The 19,146-nt window shown below is 67.9% G+C and carries 18 protein-coding genes; 13 read left to right on the top strand and 5 right to left on the bottom strand.

Annotated features, from left to right (window positions below):
* Nucleotides 1-923: 923 nt before the first annotated feature.
* Together ACIRA5_RS00490 and ACIRA5_RS00485 are read right to left on the bottom strand one after the other, a co-directional pair.
* Entirely contained in the window at nucleotides 924-1,670 is a 747-nt protein-coding gene (locus ACIRA5_RS00490; protein ID WP_403685924.1) for a transposase, read from the bottom strand.
* Nucleotides 1,671-1,844: 174 nt separating this feature from the next.
* Nucleotides 1,845-2,102 (bottom strand): Y4bD/Y4pK family protein, encoded by a 258-nt coding sequence (locus tag ACIRA5_RS00485; protein ID WP_403685922.1) that lies wholly within the window; start codon nucleotides 2,100-2,102, stop codon nucleotides 1,845-1,847.
* A gap of 62 nt (nucleotides 2,103-2,164) precedes the next feature.
* On the opposite strand from ACIRA5_RS00485, the gene ACIRA5_RS00480 reads away from it, so the two are divergent.
* Nucleotides 2,165-2,374: an integrase core domain-containing protein gene (locus ACIRA5_RS00480; protein WP_403685921.1), complete on the top strand. Its 210-nt coding sequence runs from the start codon at nucleotides 2,165-2,167 to the stop codon at nucleotides 2,372-2,374.
* A 26-nt stretch (nucleotides 2,375-2,400) separates the two neighbouring features.
* Here ACIRA5_RS00480 and ACIRA5_RS00475 read toward each other — a convergent pair whose 3' ends face one another.
* Nucleotides 2,401-2,799: a transposase gene (locus ACIRA5_RS00475; protein WP_403685919.1), complete on the bottom strand. Its 399-nt coding sequence runs from the start codon at nucleotides 2,797-2,799 to the stop codon at nucleotides 2,401-2,403.
* A gap of 226 nt (nucleotides 2,800-3,025) precedes the next feature.
* Between ACIRA5_RS00475 and ACIRA5_RS00470 the strand changes: the two genes are divergently transcribed.
* Complete coding sequence (locus ACIRA5_RS00470; protein WP_403685917.1) at nucleotides 3,026-3,187, top strand: hypothetical protein; 162 nt, start codon at nucleotides 3,026-3,028, stop codon at nucleotides 3,185-3,187.
* A 210-nt stretch (nucleotides 3,188-3,397) separates the two neighbouring features.
* Nucleotides 3,398-4,084, top strand: a complete 687-nt coding sequence (locus ACIRA5_RS00465) for a hypothetical protein (protein WP_403685915.1) — start codon at nucleotides 3,398-3,400, stop codon at nucleotides 4,082-4,084.
* A gap of 228 nt (nucleotides 4,085-4,312) precedes the next feature.
* On the opposite strand, the gene ACIRA5_RS00460 is transcribed toward ACIRA5_RS00465, so the two are convergent.
* Nucleotides 4,313-5,653, bottom strand: coding sequence for an NAD(P)/FAD-dependent oxidoreductase (locus ACIRA5_RS00460; RefSeq protein ID WP_403685914.1), 1,341 nt, complete (start codon nucleotides 5,651-5,653; stop codon nucleotides 4,313-4,315).
* Nucleotides 5,654-5,808: 155 nt separating this feature from the next.
* Here ACIRA5_RS00460 and ACIRA5_RS00455 point away from each other — a divergent pair, with 155 nt between their 5' ends.
* Together ACIRA5_RS00455 and ACIRA5_RS00450 are read left to right on the top strand one after the other, a co-directional pair.
* Nucleotides 5,809-6,759 (top strand): helix-turn-helix domain-containing protein, encoded by a 951-nt coding sequence (locus tag ACIRA5_RS00455; RefSeq protein WP_403685913.1) that lies wholly within the window; start codon nucleotides 5,809-5,811, stop codon nucleotides 6,757-6,759.
* Nucleotides 6,760-8,846: 2,087 nt separating this feature from the next.
* Nucleotides 8,847-10,760: a helix-turn-helix domain-containing protein gene (locus ACIRA5_RS00450; RefSeq protein WP_403685912.1), complete on the top strand. Its 1,914-nt coding sequence runs from the start codon at nucleotides 8,847-8,849 to the stop codon at nucleotides 10,758-10,760.
* A 365-nt stretch (nucleotides 10,761-11,125) separates the two neighbouring features.
* Here the strand turns inward: ACIRA5_RS00450 and ACIRA5_RS00445 are convergent, their stop codons facing one another.
* Nucleotides 11,126-11,737, bottom strand: coding sequence for a hypothetical protein (locus ACIRA5_RS00445; protein WP_403685911.1), 612 nt, complete (start codon nucleotides 11,735-11,737; stop codon nucleotides 11,126-11,128).
* 1,202 nt (nucleotides 11,738-12,939) lie between these two features.
* Between ACIRA5_RS00445 and ACIRA5_RS00440 the strand changes: the two genes are divergently transcribed.
* From ACIRA5_RS00440 to ACIRA5_RS00405, 8 genes are all read left to right on the top strand, one after another.
* A complete protein-coding gene (locus ACIRA5_RS00440; RefSeq protein WP_403685910.1) occupies nucleotides 12,940-13,296 on the top strand; it encodes an SH3 domain-containing protein in 357 nt (118 codons plus the stop codon).
* 88 nt (nucleotides 13,297-13,384) lie between these two features.
* Nucleotides 13,385-13,585 carry a hypothetical protein gene (locus ACIRA5_RS00435; RefSeq protein ID WP_403685909.1) on the top strand — a complete coding sequence of 67 codons (201 nt, stop codon included), beginning with the start codon at nucleotides 13,385-13,387 and terminating at the stop codon, nucleotides 13,583-13,585.
* 94 nt (nucleotides 13,586-13,679) lie between these two features.
* Nucleotides 13,680-13,862: a hypothetical protein gene (locus ACIRA5_RS00430; protein ID WP_403685908.1), complete on the top strand. Its 183-nt coding sequence runs from the start codon at nucleotides 13,680-13,682 to the stop codon at nucleotides 13,860-13,862.
* Complete coding sequence (locus tag ACIRA5_RS00425; RefSeq protein ID WP_403685907.1) at nucleotides 13,838-15,046, top strand: MFS transporter; 1,209 nt, start codon at nucleotides 13,838-13,840, stop codon at nucleotides 15,044-15,046. The genes ACIRA5_RS00430 and ACIRA5_RS00425 overlap by 25 nt, the downstream gene beginning before the upstream one ends.
* Before the next feature lie 44 nt (nucleotides 15,047-15,090).
* Entirely contained in the window at nucleotides 15,091-16,071 is a 981-nt protein-coding gene (gene egtD / locus ACIRA5_RS00420) for an L-histidine N(alpha)-methyltransferase (protein WP_403685906.1), read from the top strand.
* 217 nt (nucleotides 16,072-16,288) lie between these two features.
* Complete coding sequence (locus ACIRA5_RS00415; protein WP_403685904.1) at nucleotides 16,289-16,627, top strand: SH3 domain-containing protein; 339 nt, start codon at nucleotides 16,289-16,291, stop codon at nucleotides 16,625-16,627.
* An 823-nt stretch (nucleotides 16,628-17,450) separates the two neighbouring features.
* The gene (locus ACIRA5_RS00410) at nucleotides 17,451-17,837 is read left to right on the top strand and encodes a cytochrome P450 (protein WP_403687168.1); all 387 of its coding nucleotides are present in this window, start codon (nucleotides 17,451-17,453) and stop codon (nucleotides 17,835-17,837) included.
* 211 nt (nucleotides 17,838-18,048) lie between these two features.
* The gene (locus ACIRA5_RS00405) at nucleotides 18,049-18,645 is read left to right on the top strand and encodes a hypothetical protein (protein WP_403685902.1); all 597 of its coding nucleotides are present in this window, start codon (nucleotides 18,049-18,051) and stop codon (nucleotides 18,643-18,645) included.
* The last annotated feature ends 501 nt before the right edge of the window (nucleotides 18,646-19,146 follow it).

The raw sequence follows: 19,146 nt of genomic DNA, 5'->3' as shown, positions 1-19,146 counted from the left end.
GGCGCTGCGAGACCGGTGATCGAGAGAGGCTTATGGCAAGTCAAGGTGTCGGCCCGGGCACACGAGATCATGGCACCATGCGAGAGTTGCATCAGTTCATAATGACAGTAAAGATAAGGCATGTTGAGGCAAAGTACACCTGACGGAGTCGACAAGGAAAGGGCTTTCGCTACACTTCAGGTATCGGTTGGCAACCTTGAGCTGTACTGAAGCGCACATTTGAAAAGCCAGCCGAGTTCGTTGCGGATGGTCGGATCCTTCTGGAGCGGCCTGCCATAGGTCCTCCAGGAGTATGTCTTGATGCGCCGACGCCATCGCGATCGACTTCAAAGTCCCACGACTTCGCCGACGGCCTCAGAAGCCATCCCAATCACCGCTCAAGAGTTGGTTTCCCTTGTAGGGGTTCTTGAGCATGCCCATACTAGAATTGCCGAGCTGAGCGATGCCGACGCGGAAACAATTGTTCGCGCCAGCGGGGCCGCACTCATACCGGCACTCTATTCGCGAGCCGGATTGTCCTTGACTCAGGGAAGCGGAAATATCCCCTTGCTCGTCATTGAGGTTGGACTGCTTGAGGCCGCAGTGATCAACCTGGAGACGTATCAAGGAAATGAGGTAGTACTGGTCGCCGGCTACGAGCTACTGGATATTCTTTCACGTCGCCAGGCGAATTCATATCCCCTGCGCCATATACACGGAATATTGGCCTTCGGTGACGAGACGGGGGACTCAACCAGCGGCTCAGCCACTCCGTCCCTGACGTGACGGCGAAGGATGTAGCCTTCCGGCTGTAGATCGTGATCTTGGGGCCACGCCAGGGCGCTGTTCAGGGCGGGGTAACCTCCGACAAGCGCGCCAAGAGGGCGGGTATCAGGGTGTCGTCGAAAATGCTATGAGAGAAATGAGGTCATACTGTGCGCCGGTTATGAATTGCTGGATAATTTTGCAAACCGCAAAGGGGTGTCTACCCTCTGTGTAGCGTGCACGGAATCTCGGTCTTCGCCCGTGGGGAGGGGTGTTGAGACACGACCAGTGGACCAACAAATCCTTCCCTGACGTGACGACGAGCGCCAGATAAGATACGTGCTTGCGGAAATGAGATCGTGTCGACGTTTCTGCTGGTCTCGCCGAAGGAGGGGGAGCGCCATTTGGGCGACTGCTTTTCTCACCAGCTGCCCTGGTTCAAGGCTCGGGTCAACTCCCTGTTGGCGGCCCTCCCGCCGACGGGCCAGAGCCCGCTCCACCGACCGCGGATGGACGGTGAGACCGAACTCCTCGGCCACCGCCTCGGCCAGGACCCGCGCCTTCATGGCCGGATCGGCCTCCAGCAGGGCCTCGAGGTGCTCCATCACCGGCCCGGTCAACTTGCTCGGCCCCTTCGGCCCCGGTTTGCCCGGCACCAGACCAGCCGGCCCCTCCGCGTCCAGGGCGGCCGCGATCGCATAGAAGGACTGCCGGCAGAACCCGAACGCTTTCGCAGCTCGTGCGACGGGCACCTTGTCGACGCGCACCCGGCGCACCATCTCGTACTTCACCTGCACCAAATCGTGCGGATCCAGGAACGACGTGGCGGCGAACGCTTCGTCGGTCACCGCCTCGGGACGCGGATTGAGTGTTCTCGACTCCCGCAGAGCACGGATCTTCGCCGTGTTTCCCACCACCGCTGCCATGGCCACCGCCCCTGTTGAACCCTGTCATCAGGACTCCGACGCCACCGGCCACGGCCAAGACCCTGATCGCCACCACGAGAGGCAGAAGTAGCAGACCAGCGCACGTTCCCCGTCCGAACGCGCCCCCGGCCGGCACCGCGATCGGCCTCCCGCTCGGCGTGAACTCCGCGACGCTCACGGCGTGATCTCCCCGACGCCCCGCAGCCGATCGATCAGCGTGGCCAGCGCGACCAGATCCTGTGTCCGGAACGGACACTCGCCCGCAGCCGCGACAACGAACGGGTCCACCGGCGCCACCGACGTCCACTCCGCCGGGATCTTCGACCGGCCGCCCACCTCGTCAAAGTAGTACACCCGGTCCCCACGCCAGCACTGCCGGCGCTCGATGAACTCCAACTCCTGGCCGGACAGCGGATGGAACGGATGCGTCACACGCACCCGACCTCCGTCTCCAGAATCGGGATCACCAGCAGTCGACGGATCACGCCAATGCCATGGCCGAGGCTCTGAACGGCACTTTCAAGGCCGAGCTGATCGAGATACAGGGCCCCTGGAAGGACCCCGCCCAGGTCGAGCGGGCGATCTTCCAGTGGGTCACGTGGTACAACGAAGAGCGTCTTCACTCCGCGCTCGACTACGTGCCACCTGCCGAGTACGAACGCGGCTTCTGGCAGAGCCAGGAGCAGACCCCGCAGTCCGCCTGAAACAAGATCGCCGGACTCCACAAATCTCAGTGCAGCTCAAATCGCTTCCACGGCTGGTTAAGGCACCGGTTGCCCCGCTCGGCCCGGTCCCGGACGGCGGGCGGCTGACTGGCCTGGCGGCGCATCAGCTCCCGGCTCGTACGGTACCGCTTGCGGTGGTGCCAAGACGCCTCCACCAGCAGCAGCCGGCGGGCGTGGCTGTTGCCGGTTTTGGTGATCGGACCCTGCACCCGGCGCTGGCAGTTGGAGGCATCCGACGGCACCAGGCCCAGATAGGAGCTGATGGTGCCGCCGGTGAAGCGATGCCAGTCGCCGACCTCGACGGCCAGCCCGAAGGCAGTCAGTACGCTGACCCCGCGCAGGCACTCCAGCCGCCCCACCACCGGCGCGAATGGCGAGACAGCCCATCTGCTCGATCGCCCCACACCGCCTCCGTCTGCGGCGCCAGCCGCAGCGACCGGATCTCCCCGGAAACTCCATCGGTCGCGGCCCCGACGACTGAACGGGCGTGAATATCCAGCCCGGCATACGTACGCTCGAACATGACTGGCACCTCCCGCAATTGTGGCTCTACCGTCACTCAGAGTGGCGGCAACTCGCACCAACTTGCGAGCGAGGCGCCGGTTTTCCATACGGTCTAGGCTCGTAGGCATGGGAATCGACTGGGAGAACATGCTCGGCACAAGCGGCAACGGCCTCAACGATGCCTACGACAGCGCGGTCTCCGCGGTCATCTACAGCGAGGACCCGGGGGACGACCGTCGGCCACTCCCAGTCGGCGAAGAGCACGACGACACAGACGGCCTGCGCTGACCTGAGCGCACACGAAAACGCCCTGTGCGGTCTCTCCCAGGCTCTGCCCCCGCCCCCGCGGATCTGGGTATGGACCACCCAAGCGCGGCATCCGGTCGCGGCCCTGGCCATCCCGTGTCGCCTCCCGCGACGCCCGGCGAAGCAGGTGATGAACCCACGAAGCGACGCACCGCCCTGAGGCTGATCGGCGGCACGGCTCTGGCACCGCTCATGACGTCGGGAGCCGCCAGCGCAGACACCGCCCGCGGAGATACCCACCACGCCACCCTCACCCAGCTCGACCCCGACGACCTCACGGGACTCGAAGTAGCCATCAACCACTTAGGCGCCACGTACGTCTCCAAACCGCCGCGCGAACTGTGGCCCACGGCCGCTGCCGCCACGAACTGTGGTCCCAAGGCGGCCGTGTTCACGAACGGGCCTTCCTCGACCACGGCACCCTCGTCCCCCTGCCCGTCCGCAAACTCGAACGCCGCGCCAGCGCCCACACCCACCGCTGGTACCACCTGCTCACCGTCCTCTGCCCCCGCGGCCCCCCACGAACACCGCGAACCCGTCGGCGTCACCACCACCCCCGGAGAACGCGAGGCAGGCCAGAGCGACACCGAGACCGGCTTCCACCGCGCCGAACATCTCCTCCAGATCCCCGACAACACCGCCGTCCACCAGACCCTCTACGGCCGCCGCGAAGACACCGAAGCCGGCTTCTCCCCGTTCGACCGCTCCCTGTGGAACCGCCGCATGATCGCCTTCGGCGCCGCAGCACAAAGCCTCGTCGTCCTCGGCTTCCTCCTTGCTCAGAACGCCACCAGCTCCGCCCGCTACAAAGAAGACCCCACCTACGCCGACGCCGGTACCACTGACCTCAGCGCCGACAGCAAACCCCGCCGATCATGAACCCGGCTGAGGCATCAGCCCCAGCCCACCACCCCACCCAAATCCGCTACCCTGCCAAGGACCGCCACCCCGGTGGCGGTCCTCACCCTTGCCGAGACCACGGCGAACACTCACTCAGAGTATTCAGCCACGTTTCACGCAAGGCCCCGCGACATCTGCGTCGCACGGCCTTCGGTAGCTGTCGGCAGGAGGTCCGAAGCCGTTGAGCTGGCCGAGCCTGACGGCCTTTCACGCTTCCTGTCTGCGCACCGCCCACGCGGCTCGCAGTAGCATTCCGGGGCGCATCAGCGTCTTCGCGGGACTGAGCATTTGCGTCACCTCCAAGCAGCGCCGGTGTATCACCGGATCGGTCATCGACGCCCGGTCCACGAGGTCGCTGAGCCGGGAGATGACCTTGAAGCCCCGTGGCCGTGGCCCGGTGACGTGCGGCAGCCTCAAGTCGCTGCGGGTGGACGTCTGCCACGCGTCGTCCACGACGGCGCGGGCGCCCTTAAAGTACGCCCAGGCCGGATCCCGTAAGGAATGCCCGGATTTGAGATAGGTCGCCAGGCAGGAGGCGTGCATCGCAGCCGACGACATGCCCTGGCCGTAGATCGGGTTGAACGAGGCCAGGGAATCACCAGTCGCGATGAGCCCGGCGGGGAACCGGTCCAGCAGGTGGAAGTCACGCCTGAGACTGAACGGGTGCCCGTAGCTGGCCGGCTCCCCGATCAGCTCACCGTCCTCTGTCAGCTGACGGAACGCCGCCGCCGGGTCCTCCTTGCAGCGGAGGAGGAACTCGTCGCTGCCGCGCCCCGGGCGGTCGTCCGCGTACCCGGCTATCAGGGCGATCCACCGATCTCCCTCGACGCGGCCCAGGGTGCTCAGCCGCAGCCGACCGTCCGGCGTGGTGGACAGCGACTGGGCCAGCGTCGTGTCATGCCCGCCCTCGGGACGCCGGAACAGTGCGGTGGTATAGCCGAGGTCGACGTCCATGCGCCGCGTCGCGGGTTTGGGCCAACCACCCTCCCGCAGCCAGTCCCCGATTCGGCTGGCGCGGCCGGTCGCGTCGACCACCAGGTCGGACTCCAGGACCACCTCATCACGCGCATCCGTGGTCGTGCCCGTGTATCGAACTCCGATCACCCGGTCGCCCTCGAAGGCCAGACCGCACACGCGGCCGTGGACCAGGTGCAGATTGTCGAGCGACAGCACCCTGCGTCGGAGGTGTGCCTCAAGTAGGGGCCGCGTGGCACTGATCATCTCCACGCCGTCGACCAGCACCTTACGGCGGCCCCCAACGTAGGTATGCAGGTCCCGGCCCGTGTCCGCGAGCGCAGCGCCGTCGGCGATGAGATCGGTGGCGAAGCCCGGGAACCACTCGTCGATCCTGCGGCGCCCCCCGTCCAACAGGGCGTGCATCTGCTTGCCTTGAGGGACTCCGGGACGGGGGCCCTGGCCGCTTCCGAACAGGCCCGAGGGGGCGATGTCATCCCGCTCCAGTACCAGCACCTCGTCGGCGTGATCACTGAGCACCCGGGCAGCCAGCAGCCCCGCGATGCTGCCCCCGAGCACGACAGCCCTGCGCATGTGACCTCCTGCGTGCAGTTATCTGCTTCCGCTCCAGGACGGGAGCGGAGATCATAGTGAGCCCCCAATACCGCCCTGACCCGACGATCCACGCATTCATTCTGTACATTTGCGCATCACGCGATTCCTGCGCTGCCCATGAAAGGAGGGACGCGATGAGCGGGCCTGCCACGCCCCGGGGAGAGGTCTATGATGTCGACGCCTGGCGGGGCGCGCTGGGTGAGACGTTGGTCAAATTGGACGCAATACCGATCGGCGACACCGGGGGCGGTGCCGAATACACCGGCTGGGCCCACCAGGTGGACTTGGGACACCTCACCGTGACCGACGTCGGCTCCGACCCGGTCCGAGTCGTGCGCACGCCCAAGATGCTGGCCGGACCCCAGGACGACTACTTCATGCTGTCGATTGCCCAGGAGGACAGCGCGGTGAATACCACCGTGGAGTCCCGGCTGCTCCGAGGAGACGCGGTTCTACTCGACAGCACCGTGCCCTTCCAGCTCAGGGCCGACGGGCGTGCTCATCACCTGGTGCTCACGCTGCCCCGCGCGGACGTGCGGCAGGTCATGCCTATCGACAAGGAACGAATCGGGCGCCGAATCGGCGCGGAGAACCCGGTACTGGCCGTTCTGCAGGCCGCGGTCAGGGAGATCTATGCCGGTGAGGACCGGTTCGATCCGCGTCTGCTGCCCGAACTTGGCCACACCCTGCGCGAGTTGACCTTGTCCGTGCTGCGCTCCGCTGAGCACGCTGACCAGGCCGGGGTGAACGCCCTCCTCGGACACCGCGCGCAACTTCTCCGGATGCAGGGCTTCATACAGGACCACCTCGCGGAGCCGGATTTGTCCGCCAAGACGCTGGCGGCGGCGTTCGGGGTCTCCGTGCGCTACGTGGAGATCGTCTTCCGGGAAAGCGGCACGTCACCGGCCCGGCACATCCGCGAGGTCCGGATGGAGACGGCGCGCAGGCTCCTGGCGGACCCTCGGCAGCAGCAACGGACCATCGAGGCGATCGCCCGGTCTATCGGAATTGAGAGTCCTACCGTCTTCACCCGTATGTTCCGTCAATTCCATGACATCACACCCCGCGAATACCGGCGTTCCTAGGCCAGCGGGAACTACTGCCGGTCCGGGATGCCACGTCCGTCAACCGGTTGACTGCCACGCGTGACGGGTGTCAGCCGCCGTTCTCGCGGGTGCCGGTTCCGGGGGCACGGACATCAACGATTCGCGCACACGGAATCGTCAATTACCGCACGGGCTCTTCGCGGCCGCCGTTGAGATCGCAGCCGTCGGCGTATGCGCCTAATTTGCCAAAGCCTTACGCGGCACGCCCTGCCAGGTATTGGCAGTGCTCCGATTTTCATGGGCGGTGCAGGAATCGCGTGATGCGCAATTGTGCAGAGCGGGTGCGCAGATCGTCGGGTCGGGACGGCATTGAGGGCCCACTATGATCCCCGCCGCTACGCGATGAGCGTGCCTGCCAAACCTCGCGCCCGCCCCGGAGAGGGGTACGTGTCTGAGGTTTCCCTGTTGGCGCAGGGAGCGACAGCCGAAAGTGGCTCAGCATGACCCGTAGGACTGTCCAACAACCGCATACAGCACAGTGGCCGCCCCCCTGTTGACGCAGGGAAACGGCCACCGTAGGCGACTCGGCATGAGTCACGCACCACCAGAGATCGAACCCAAACCCAAGCCCTGGGGTGCTCTAGCGGCGTCTCGTACACGCCGCAGACAGGATAGGCCGTCACTCGTACCTGCCGTGCGGGAACGGGCCGCTTCACCCTGCGTCGGAGCCCCCAGCACCTCATCCAGGAGGCCGCTGTGCCCGTTTCCCGCCGTCGCATGTCGCGACGCATGACGCAGACTGCCGCCGCCTCAGCGGCCACTCTCACTCTCGCCGGCGGAGCGTTCGTACTCGCGCCGAGCGCATCGGCCGTGGACACCTCGGCGTGCACCGCTGGCCAGTCGTTCATCCACTCTCCCTTCCGGGGGCACCTCAACACCGGCTCTATCAACCTACGCACCAGCCCGAGCCTACAAATCGAACTAACATTCGAACACGCTCCCCGTCAGTCCTCCGGAGGACCGCGGGACCCGCGGTATGAGGGAGCGCCGACTTGCACGCCCATGCCTTCTTGGAACGTCCGCCCAGCGACCATGCGAACCACGTCGTCAGCATGCTGTGACGCGAATGGCTGTCACCCTGGAACGGATCACGCCGGTGTGCGCCATTGCGCCTGGTCCGTCAAGGCGGCGGCCCAGCAGCAGGGCAGCCCCGCCATCCGGACGGATACGTGCGCTGGTCGGTCCGCAGCTGACGGGCCAGGCGGTTCGCTCAGAGAGTGGCCGCGACGGAGCCGACGGGAGGGGGAATTGAGCACCATGTCAACAGGGGAGTCGAGCCGCAGATGCCGGCATGTACCGCGCTGGACCGCTTCGCTCCGGGAACAGCTCGCCATACGTTTCGAAACTCGCGCCACCGCCGAGCTCATCCGCAGGGACTTCGGCCTGTCGGATGTTCGCAATATCGAGAACCTGGTTGAGTTGGTGGCCAGCCGAGACGGAAAGCCCATCAACGTGCTATGCCTGGCGTTGCCGTCGAAGGTCAGCGCGTTCTGCGTCTCCAGTCCCGACCTTGACTTCATCGTCGTTGACGTCAACGCGAACGAGCTGACTCGATTCCATGCGATTCTGCACGAGTTGGGTCACTTTCTCCTGGATGGCACAGGCGAGGACACGGACGGATCGCGGACGGGCTCCTGCCCCAAGAGCTGGCACAGCAGCTCGTCCCGGCGCTCAACCCGGACTCTGTCACTAAGTTCTTCAAGAGGTCCCACTACGCGTCCAAGAGCAAGCGCCGCATCGAGAGAAGCCGTGAGCCCAACAGTGCCGGAACCCGTCACCCGGGTCCGCCTGCGTGCGATCGCTCAGCCGGAGCCGCCCTCCGCCGGGTACGTGCGGTCCGGGCCCGCAGTGCGGCACCTCGGGCGGGGCGCCGCCTCGAGTGGACGGCTGCGCCATATGCCCGGCCTGCCCTCGTCGGGGGACGGGTGTGTCAAGGTGTGCCTCCGCGGTCGGCAGTGCGAGGTGGCGGGAGTGGGGCCATGAGGCCGTGATCGCCGCGCACCCGTGCCGTCCAGCCGGTGCCAGGGGCGCTATACGACCTCGTCCCAACTCCCGAGGAGTGCGTCATGCCGACCCTGGGTTTACTGCCCACCGACAAGCCTGAACTCGAACTGACCTTCGTGGTAAGCGGTTCCCGGCGTGCCCAGACTGCGGAGATCAACGGCGTGGTGACGGTGACGCCGGAACAACTGCTGGAAGGCGGAGTTCCTTCAGCTCTGCCCGATGGCTCGCTCGTCCTGATCACCGGCACGTCGCCCTTCCGTCTCCGCGGCCGCGTCACGACGGTGCTCGAGCTGTTGCTGCAGAGGATGAGCCGCGACGGTGGAGCAGGTCTAGCGGTGAGTGCTGCTCCCGGCGCGCGCTCCCCGTTCCCCCCGGACATCGTGGACCGGGCCACCCGGCTTGACATCGCCCTGCTCACTACGGCCGCGTCCGCCGAGCGCTGGGAAGGCGTACACGCGGAGATCCAGCAGTCCCGCCTCATGTTCGCCGAGCGCCGCGCTGCCCAACTCAGCTCGCTCGTACAGGAACTGCCGGCCCAGCTGGCCGATGCCCGCGCCCTGCAGCGCATCGCGGACTGGCTCGCCCGGTCTCTGGATTGTCAGGTGCTGGTCAGCGAGCCGGAACGGGTTCTCGCCGCCTCACCTGCCACTGCCGCCGAGCAGCTGGCGCAAGCCATCATCCGGCAGTCCGTGGACGGAACTCTCCCCGAGACGCTTTCGGGACCCCACACCCAGCTCATCTCGCTGGCCCCGGCCTCGGCCGCGGACACTGTCCTCGCGGTGGCCCGCAGAACCCCTTTCGACGAGGCGGACCTGCGACTGCTCCGGCAAGCGGCAAAACTGCTGGGCCTCGTCGACCAGGCGCACCGCGAGTACCTGGCAGCCTCCGACGCCTCCCACGCGGCGCGCAGCGCGGCATTCGAGCTTCTTCTGGACGGCGAGGCCGAGAAGGCGCGGCGTGTCATGGCCAAGCTGGCGCCCGGACTTCTGGAATCGGAAACCGTCCGCGTCTTCGTTGTGGAGACCCAGCAGGAACGCCGGTACCTGACCGCACGCCGCTGCAGCACAGCCGTCGGCCAGCAGGCCCTCGTTGTCCCTGACCCGAGAGACAACCGGCGGATCCTGATCGTGCATCCGATCCGCTCCTACGAAGACACCGGGGCAGAGGTCTCTGCCGAACTCACCCGGCTGGTCGGCGCCCTGGGGCCCCCTTCGTCACTGGGCGGCAGCGGGATCTACTCCATGCCCCTGCTCGCCGACGCACTTCACGAGGCCATCACCGCCCAGAGGTTTGCCGCCCTCCAACCGGACTCCGTGGCTCTCTCCGTGCACGGCTCCGACCTCGTCAGTCTCCTGCCGCAGGCTGAAGCGCAAAACTGGGCCCGCCGCTTGCTGCACCCGCTGATGCGCGACGAGACGCAGTGGGAGTCCATGCGCAAGACCCTTCCGGCCGCCCTCGCCTACCCCTACACGGTGGCCGCCCGCCGATTGAGCCTGCACCGCAACACGGTCATGCGCCGCGCGTCGCGAGCTGCCGAACTCCTGCGCATGGACTTTGCTTCCATAAGCGACCGCATCGCCGTTGCCCTGGCACTGGAACTGGTCACCCAGCGAGAGGTTTCCGCCGCACCGCGGCTGACCGGTTCCGAACCGCTTTCTCTGGCATGGCTGTTGGACACTCCCCAGGCGCATGCCTGGGCACAGACCTTGCTCAGACCGGTCCTGGCAGACCGGCGTGACCTCCAGTCCACGGCACTCGCCTGGCTCACCTTCGACACGCACGTCGAGCCCGCGGCCCGCGCGCTCGGCCTCTCCGAAGTAACGGTGCGTTCCCATCTGCGCGCCGTGGAGGACCACATGCAGCGCGATCTTGCCACCCTTGCGGGCGTACGCGATCTGCAGTTCTCACTGCATGTCGTCACGGGCCAGCCTGATCTGCGCTCAGATCAGCAAGGGCTGTCCGTCGTCGCTTGCTGACCGCCGCGACGTCGCAGAGCTCGGCGTCAGACCCCTTTCTTCCTCCCTCATGGGGCCACCTTCGCAGCTCGAGGCGTGGCACGTCTTCGACGGCCATGTCTTCACGTACCCGCACAAAGCGTACGGGGTGGCGCAGACGGCCGCGGGCGTCCCGGGAGACATCCGCGCTGATCTCGACGACGGTTTCTGGAACGACCAGAGATATTTGCAGTTCTTCCCGCGATCCCCAGCCGGAGAAGGTACCCCCAGCCCACGGGTGATCCTCCTGAACCGGGCGCAGGAAGCCGCCCATGATCTGGGCCTGAACTGCCGGCAAGGCACTCGTGCGTCCCGCATACTGCAGTCGTTCGTCCGGGGCCTGCCGGTCAAGGAGGAGGCTCCGGGGACGGCGAGGCGCTCCGGTGACCGCGCCGACGATCATCTCCAGGGTGTCGCGCACCCACTGCACTGCACTTCCGCCAGGAGCGTGCTCCTGGCCGGTAGCTTTCGCCGCCGTCCTTGAACACACAGCCCTCCACGCCGGCCACGGACCAGCCCAGCCACTCTCGGGCCACATCGGCATCGCCTGTTAACGGGCGCAACGTCCACGGCGCAGCCAGCCCCTCCCGCTCGAACAGGGTCTCGAGTGCCTGCCGCCTGTCGACGTATGGACGTTCGCGCAGGCTCCGGCCGTTGACGTGGAGCAGGTCGAACACGACGTAGTGCGCCGGCTGCGCTGCCGCGGCCCGCTGCGCGGCGGTGCCCCGGCGATGCAACCGCTGCGTGAGCCGCTCGAACGCGAGCCTGGTCTCCTCCCACACGACCAATTCGCCGTCGAAGACGACCGAAAAGGGCAATTCCCGAAGGGCGGCCGCGACCTCCGGAAAGGCCACGGAAAGATCATTGCCCCCGCGCGAGCGCAGAGCCGTAGAACCTGCAGCATCGTGTGCCGCAAATGCTCGGAATCCGTCCCACTTGGGTTCGGCAAACCAGTTCACAGGAAGTGTAAAAGTCTCGACGGTAGTCGCCAGTATCGGCTCGGCGGGAAGGTCGATTGCATCGGATGGCCACCACAAGCGCCTGGCAGGGCCAAGGAGGACACGAGGAAAAGCGGCTCGACGGGAGGGAGTAAGCTCACCCCTCGCACCATCATAGGGGCCCTCGCGGAATGTCTTTTTATCGGCCAACCGGCCTGTCGAGGCGTGGTGTTCAGGATGAGGCGGAAAGTTTGCCAAGTGATTGGTGAGCTATGCACGGGGCCGGGAAATGTGCACCGCCGACACCCCTGTCATGAGGAAGGTGCACCTCTGTGCTGACATGTGGCCGACTGGTGCTATCCCGAAAGGTGCCAACAGCCAGATGGTGCACCGGCGAAATGGCATCGCCGCATGCATATGCCTAGCATTGCCGATGCAGGCCCGGCCGGCCACGGAGTGAGTGAGGCTCAAGTCGAAACCGCTTACAGGGTAGCCGACAAGGCCTGCGGCGGGGAAGCCGCCGCAGGCACCAGGAAGCGGGCACCAGAAGGTGGTTGGAGCCACCGGTCCGGCACCCGCTCTCGCCAGCGCAAAGCAGGCCCCTGCCAGGGCTTGTGCAAAGCGACTCTCAGCAGAGTCACCACCAGCGGATCTGAGGAAACCACTGGGGCCTTTTGTAGGCGTGTTGGAGCACGCCGACGGTGCTCAGGATAGATCAGTGCGCCGCGCGACAACAGCGTGACCACTGCATTTTGCTGAGCCCAGGGCCCCCGAGCCAGACGGGGCAAACCACATGACCTCAAAGCACGCGACGGACCAGTCGGGACCGCGCACCACGGTGCCGGCTCACCGCCCCTGCTTCCAGGCGGAGCTGGCCTGTATGCGGAACCTCGGCGCAGCCGGGCTGAGCGGCTAGCACCCGACCACGCCCGACGACGCTTCGCCAACAGGCTCTCTACTGAGAGACCTTGCGCCCGGCCGCGCGCCCGCCGGACAACACCCGGCCCACCACCCGCGTACCCCGCTTTGCCGCCGCCAGGCGCAGCAGGCACTCGCGACTTGCCCACCCCACCCCTCGAGCAGCCGTGCCTGTCGCTCGTGTACCGACTGCTGCCCGCGCAGCCCGATGGCGAGTACGCCCGCATCACCGTGCGGCCCTGCGCGTCGCCTCGCCCCGTCTCGCCGTCTCCCGCTTCGCCACCCCAATGAATTGAAGGGATCCCATGCGACTCCGTGCCGCCACCCGTCTTGCTGCCACAGCCATGCTCGCCCTTTCGGTCACCGCCGGGCTGGCCGTGACCACCGCCCCAGCCGCGCACGCCGTCGGTGAGAACAGCAAGTGCACCGTCAACTGGTCGAACTTCGGCGCCACCGTGGCCAAGAACGGCTGGAACCTCCGCACCGGCCCCTCCACCGCGTATGCCAGCAGGGGCTACCTCTACCGGGGGGACAAGCTGACCGTGCTGTGCAGCCGCGGCGCCTGGGACTACAGCCAGCTCAGCCAGCGCTCCAAGTCGGGTATCCCCAAGGGCACCAAGGGCTGGGTGCGCGACGACGGCCTCTACCAGCTGGCCGGCTGACAGACCGGCCCGGATCCCGCTCACCACCCCCATCACCGGCCCGGCCACGAACGACCGCCGACCCACTCGTTTCCCGGAGGAAGCCACCATGCCCGCGCTCAAGCGCACCTCCATCCCCCTGCTCGCCGCCGCAGTCGTCGCCGTGATCATCGCCCCGGTTCTCGCGGCCGCTTCCCTGACCTCGGGCGGCGGGCGCTCGCCGGGCTCACCAATCGCCGCACGGCCGCCCGCGCGATCGCCGTCCTCATCCCGCCGCTTCCTGACCGCCGAACCGGAGAACCGACCATGAGGCACAGCACCACGCGGCCCAACTCGTCGGCATCACCGCGCCCTTGGCTCGCCGTGACGACCGCCTGGTCCACACCTGCGTCGGGGGCAGGCCGATGACCACGATCGCACCGGCCGCGCAGTCCGCACCGCCGACAAGGGACCGACGACTGCTGCTCGGTGTCTTCGCCGTACTGGGGCTGGTCATGGCGATCTGGGGCACGAGGATGCCCGCCGTCCAGAGCGCGGCGAACCTCGGGCCAGGAGTCGTTCTGTGCAGCCCGCATCCACGTCCTTGAACGCGGCCCAGTGCCCCGTCACGTACGGCGCCGTGCTGCGGGTTCCGCACCTCGCCCGACTGTTGACCAGCACACTCATCGGCCGGCTGCCCTCGGGGATGGCCCCGCTGGCCATCGTTCTGGTGGGCCTCGACGGTGGGTACGGCACGGCGGGGGCGCTGGCGGCCTGCTACCTGCTGGCCAACGCGGCAGGCGGCCCGGTACTCGGGCGGCTGGTCGACCGGCGGGGACAGACCCGGGTGCTCACGGTCAGCGCGCTGATCGCCACCGCCGGCTTCGTCCTGATCCTCGTCAAGGACGGCCAGGTGCTGGGCGCGCTCATAGCCGGGTTCGCCCGTCCGCCGCTCGACGCGACGCAGCGCTCCCTGTTCCGCCCGCTGATGCCAGACCGTGAGCACGAGCGCGTCGTGCTCGCCCTGGACGCCTCGGTACAGGAACTCATCTACATCGCCGGTCCGCTGACGGCGGCCGCCGTGGCCTGGGCGGCATCCGCTCAGACGGCGCTCCTGGCAACGGCCGCGATCGGCCTGGCGGGCACGCTCCTGGTGGTCACCTCGCCCCCGTCGCGTGCATGGCGGCCCACGCCGCGCGCTGCGGACTGGCTCGGGCCGCTGCGCTCGACCGGCCTGCGGCGGCTGTACGCGGCGATGGCGTGCGCCGGGGTACCGATGGGAGCGATCATCCCGGTCGCGGTGCGAATGGGCGACCGCCTGCAGGCGCCGGGCCTGGCCGGACTGCTGCCCGCCGCCCTGTCCGTCGGTGCCGTCATCGGCGGCATCGTCTACGGCGCCCGGATGTGGCCCGGGCCGGTGTACGGGCACCTGATGGTGCTGTGCGCGGTGTGGGCGGCGGGCTGGCTGCCGCTGCTGGCCGCCACAGGCCCGGTCACGGCGGTGGCCGCCTGCCTCGCGCCGGGGGCCGCGATGGCGCCTCTGCTGAGCGCGGCCTACGTCCTCACCGCCCACAGTGCACCGGAGGGGATGGCTACGGAGGCAGCGGCGTTGCTCGTCGCCGCCCTCGACATCGGGTGCGCTGCGGGTACGGCGGCCGCTGCCGGCCCCCTCGGACCGTTGCTGCTGCCGGTCGGCGGCGCAGCCGCCCTCCTCCTACTCGTTGCCAGCCCCACCGGGGACCGGCTCCCACTCCCACTCGCCGTCCCGGCCCAGACCCGGGAGGCCCCATGACCCCCCGGTCCCGCTCTCCCGTTTCCTCACGGAGGTCCCTGCTTATGACCACCCCCGCTGTAACCGGTCACGCGCCGGCCCATCTCGCCGCACTGCGCGCGGACGCGACGCGCGGCCTGACCGCGGTCCCCAAGGCGCTCCCGCCGAAGTGGCTCTACGACGCGGCCGGCTCCGCCCTGTTCGAGCAGATCGTGCGGCTGCCGGAATACCCCTACTGCCGCACGGAACAGGCTCTCCTCACCAAGCTCAGCCCGGACATCGCCGTGAACACCCGCGCCCGGAGCGTGGTCGAGCTGGGGAGCGGCGGCCCGGAAAAGGCTCTGGCGCTCCTGGATGCGCTGGCCGAGACGGTGACCACGTACGTACCCGTCGACGTCAGTTCCAGCGCCCTCGACCAGGCCGCCACGGCGCTCTCGGCTGCATGCCCGCGGGTGGCCGTCCAGCCGCGCGTCGCCGACTTCACTGCTCCGCTGGACCTGGACGACGTGGACGGGCCTCGGCTGGTGATGCTGCTGGGCGGAACGATCGGCAACCTGCTGCCCGACGAGCGTGCGGAGTTCCTCGCCTCGCTCGCCCCCCGGCTGGCGCATCAGGACCGGCTGCTGCTGGGCGTCCACCTGGTGACCGACCCGCGCGTGCTCCTCCCCGCCTACAACGACTCCGCAGGGGTGACGGCCGCTTTCAATCGAGGTCTCCTACACCGGATCAATCGGGAGCTCGGAGCCGACTTCGACGTTGACGGCTTCGAACACATCGCCGTGTGGGACGCGGAGAACGAGTGGATCGAGATGCGGCTGCGAGCCCGCACCGCGCAGACCGTGCGCCTGGACGACCCCGGCATCGACGTGCGGTTCGCCGCCGGCGAGGACCTGCGCACGGAGGTGAGCGCGAAGTTCCGCCCCGAGCGCCTCGCGCGTGAACTCGACGCCGCCGGGCTGGAACTGCACATGATCTGGACCGATCCCGACGCGCTCGTCAGCCTCGCGCTCGTCGCCCCCGCCCTCCGCATTCTCCCGGCCGCATGACGGGCACCCCGCGCAAGACCCAACGGTCACCCACGCCGTACGGGCGCTCGGGGTGGAGCGCGGCGTGCTGCACATCGAGATGCGCCTGACGAATCGGGGGCCGGCCGTCGAGCCGGAGTACGCCGCACCCGGCGCTCCGCAGCCTGACCAACAGATCCCCAACCACCAACTCCATGAAGCAGCCCGCGCCATGCGCATGCAAGAAGGAGCTCATCCGATGAGGAAGAACAAGATCCGCAGCGCCGTCGCGGCAGCGGCAATCACAGCTGCGGCACTGGGAGGGGCAGTGGCAACCGCCCCAGAAGCGGCAGCGGCCTCGTGCAACCCCTGGACGCAGAAGGGCAAGACGACGACCGCGGTGAACCTCCGGTCGAACCACTCCACCAGTTCGGCGGCCCTCGGGGTCCTGAGCAAGGGCACCCGAGTCACCTCCAACTGCCTTTGGTGGGACGGCAGCTCCCAGTACCAGTGGTACCGGATCAAGGTCACCAGCGGCGCCAACGCCGGCCGGACCGGCTGGATGTGGGGCGCCTACTTCTGGGGCTTCGCGAACTGACCGCCAGCGCCCTCCGCGCGAGCGGCCACTGCGCCTTAAACCGACGCACTCACCGTACAGCGCTCAACGCGTGGCCGGGCATAACCCCGCCCGGCCACGCGGCCTCAGCCGCCGCACACTGCGCACCGTCCGCCGTACGCCGCCACAGCAACGGACACCACCATGACTCTCACGCTAGGCCCCGCCGCGTTCGACCGGACCTGACGCACCGCCCGCGCCACGCAGCGCGCCGCATTCGCGGCGTACTACCCCGTCGGCTTTCCCACCGTCGAGCAGAGCATCGTCAATCCGCCCGCCCGTGGATGTTTGAGTACGTGCCGGAGACTACGAGCGCGGTGGGTTAACGCGCCCGGAACAGCTCACGAGACGACCCAGACGGGTGACGCGGAGGCTTCAGGGCAGGTCGGTAAACACCTCGAGCCGCACCTGGACGGCCTGGTGATCGCGCGGGCCGCAGCCCAGGCACTGGAAAGCTTCCGGATGGACCAGCTGTTCGCCACAGCGATCGAGCTGACCGACTCCACCACCGTCGCTTTGCTGGCCATGGCGTACTGGTCCTCCATCGAGGACTACGGCCCGACGCCTTCGCGCGCCAGTTGACGGCTGCGGGCGGCGCAGGCGTCCTCGTCCCCGATCTCCCGCTCGCCGCCGCCTCGGCCTGGCAGCGGATCACCCGCGACGAGGGCCTCTACACCATCACCCTCATCCCGCCGCACGCCTCCACCGCCCAGCTCGCCGCGCCTGACAGGGCCGCGACGGCCGCAGCCGAAGCGGCCCGCGACTTCGCCACCGGGGTCCGCCGCGTCCATCGTCTGCCGCCTCGATCGCCCTCGCTGCCAGCGGACAGGTTTCCTGGGAGCAGGCAGTTGAGGAGTCGCTCCGCTTCCGGGCTCCCGTGGCCAGCGTGGTCGCCCGCTTCGCGGGACGCGACATCGTCGACGACATCACCGGCCTGACGTTCAAACAGGGTGACGTCGTCGTGATGAACTACGCCGCCGCCGGGCGCGACCGGCGCGTCCACGGCGACGACGCCGACAGCTTCGACGTCACCCGCCGCGCCTCTCACAAGCACTTGACCTTCGGCTATGGCGCCCACATGTGCGTCGGCGCCGCGCTGGCTCGCATCGAGGTCCGCATCGCCCTGCAGCAGCTCTTCGGCCGGTTCCCCCGGCTGCGCCTGGTGGTCGATCGCGCAGAACTGTCTTCCTGACGGTCTCACTACCTCGTATTCTTCCAGGAATAGGAGGTAAGGATACCCTGAGTTGCTGTTTCCGATCGTGCCGCGAGGGAGCAGTGGTCCCATTCAAACTCCGGAAGACTGGACCAGGTCTGATCCGGTAATCACCCCACACTCACACGCGGCCTCTCCTAGACTGATCCGAGTCTCAGCCGGTTATTGGCTCAAATCTCCTGGAGGCCGTATGCGCGTAATCCTGGAAACCGACGACGACGGGCCGCTCGCCGAAGCGCTCCTTGACGCGGCCCGCCGACCCGGCGCCGCCGTCACCGTCGGCGACCCCATCTGGACCCCCGAGCGCGCTGACCAGTTCGTCCGCGAAGTCTCCCCGAACGGCCGCCGACTGCTGCGCGCGGTCGCCGAGGGGTACGGCTGGGCCGACGGCGAGGAGTTCCGTGCCAAGCACGGCGACGACGCGCTGCGCGGCCCCTCTGCCGCCATCACCAAGGCCGTCACCCGCGGCATCCGCGACGGCTGGCTGCCTGAGGACACCGAACTCCCCTTCACCTCCAGCTACGACGGCCGCTCCTCCTGGCAGAAGACCGGCGGCTACCGGCTCCCCCCGCACCTGGCCGCGGTCTTCCGCGACGCCTTCGCCCGGGTCTACCCCGCCTCCGCCGACGTGCCGACCGCGATCCTGGACCACCTGGCCGAGATCTACGAACAGGCAGGCCGCGAACCTGAGTTGGCCCGCGAACGCGCCGAGACCTTCTTCCAGGAGCACGCCGACGCACTCACCACCTGGGCCCTGGCACGCAACACGACAAGGACTAGCGCATGACCCGGCTGGGAGGCGAGTGACACGAGATCCCCGATGCGAACAAATCACCTGAACCCGAACACTGACGGAGGGTTGACTTGGAACGCCTTAACAGCAACAACTGCTTTCGGCCACGCCGCGCCCGACGCCCGCCTTCCCGGGTGCTGCGGCGGGATTCTCGCCTCGGGGGTGTAGCGAAATCGGCTCCCACTCCGTCCGTTCAGTATCGGCCCCCTGTATCGGGCAGGGGGCCTCGCGGTTTCTGGAGTACCGGTGAGCACGAGCACGACGTCGTCCGGGACGGACGCCCGCCTGCTGGAGGCGGCGCTGACGATATGCGGGCGCCGCGCCGGGAAGACGATGGCCTGCGAGAGCTGTACGCGGAAGGCTGCCGTGGCGCTCCGTCTGACTGACAGGCCCGAGATGGGCACCGCCCTGTTGCCGGAGCTGGCGAGCACTATCTGCGGCTCGATCGACGCGCCCTGCGCGAGTTGCTGGGACCGGGCACCACGCTCCTGTTGG

This window comes from Streptomyces sp. NPDC096311, from assembly GCF_044763085.1.
Taxonomy (GTDB): domain Bacteria; phylum Actinomycetota; class Actinomycetes; order Streptomycetales; family Streptomycetaceae; genus Streptomyces.
The sequence above is the reverse complement of the archived record's forward strand: the minus strand, read 5'-3'. Positions and strand labels throughout refer to the sequence as shown.

Excerpts from the sequence above, each read along its gene's own strand:
- ACIRA5_RS00490 (WP_403685924.1), bottom strand. The coding sequence starts at position 1,670 with ATGGCAGCGGTGGTGGGAAACACGGCGAAGATCCGTGCTCTGCGGGAG.
- ACIRA5_RS00480 (WP_403685921.1), top strand. The coding sequence starts at position 2,165 with ATGGCCGAGGCTCTGAACGGCACTTTCAAGGCCGAGCTGATCGAGATA.
- ACIRA5_RS00470 (WP_403685917.1), top strand. The coding sequence starts at position 3,026 with ATGGGAATCGACTGGGAGAACATGCTCGGCACAAGCGGCAACGGCCTC.
- ACIRA5_RS00465 (WP_403685915.1), top strand. The coding sequence starts at position 3,398 with ATGACGTCGGGAGCCGCCAGCGCAGACACCGCCCGCGGAGATACCCAC.
- ACIRA5_RS00460 (WP_403685914.1), bottom strand. The coding sequence starts at position 5,653 with ATGCGCAGGGCTGTCGTGCTCGGGGGCAGCATCGCGGGGCTGCTGGCT.
- ACIRA5_RS00455 (WP_403685913.1), top strand. The coding sequence starts at position 5,809 with ATGAGCGGGCCTGCCACGCCCCGGGGAGAGGTCTATGATGTCGACGCC.
- ACIRA5_RS00450 (WP_403685912.1), top strand. The coding sequence starts at position 8,847 with ATGCCGACCCTGGGTTTACTGCCCACCGACAAGCCTGAACTCGAACTG.
- ACIRA5_RS00440 (WP_403685910.1), top strand. The coding sequence starts at position 12,940 with ATGCGACTCCGTGCCGCCACCCGTCTTGCTGCCACAGCCATGCTCGCC.
- ACIRA5_RS00435 (WP_403685909.1), top strand. The coding sequence starts at position 13,385 with ATGCCCGCGCTCAAGCGCACCTCCATCCCCCTGCTCGCCGCCGCAGTC.
- ACIRA5_RS00430 (WP_403685908.1), top strand. The coding sequence starts at position 13,680 with ATGACCACGATCGCACCGGCCGCGCAGTCCGCACCGCCGACAAGGGAC.
- egtD (WP_403685906.1), top strand. The coding sequence starts at position 15,091 with ATGACCACCCCCGCTGTAACCGGTCACGCGCCGGCCCATCTCGCCGCA.
- ACIRA5_RS00415 (WP_403685904.1), top strand. The coding sequence starts at position 16,289 with ATGAGGAAGAACAAGATCCGCAGCGCCGTCGCGGCAGCGGCAATCACA.
- ACIRA5_RS00405 (WP_403685902.1), top strand. The coding sequence starts at position 18,049 with ATGCGCGTAATCCTGGAAACCGACGACGACGGGCCGCTCGCCGAAGCG.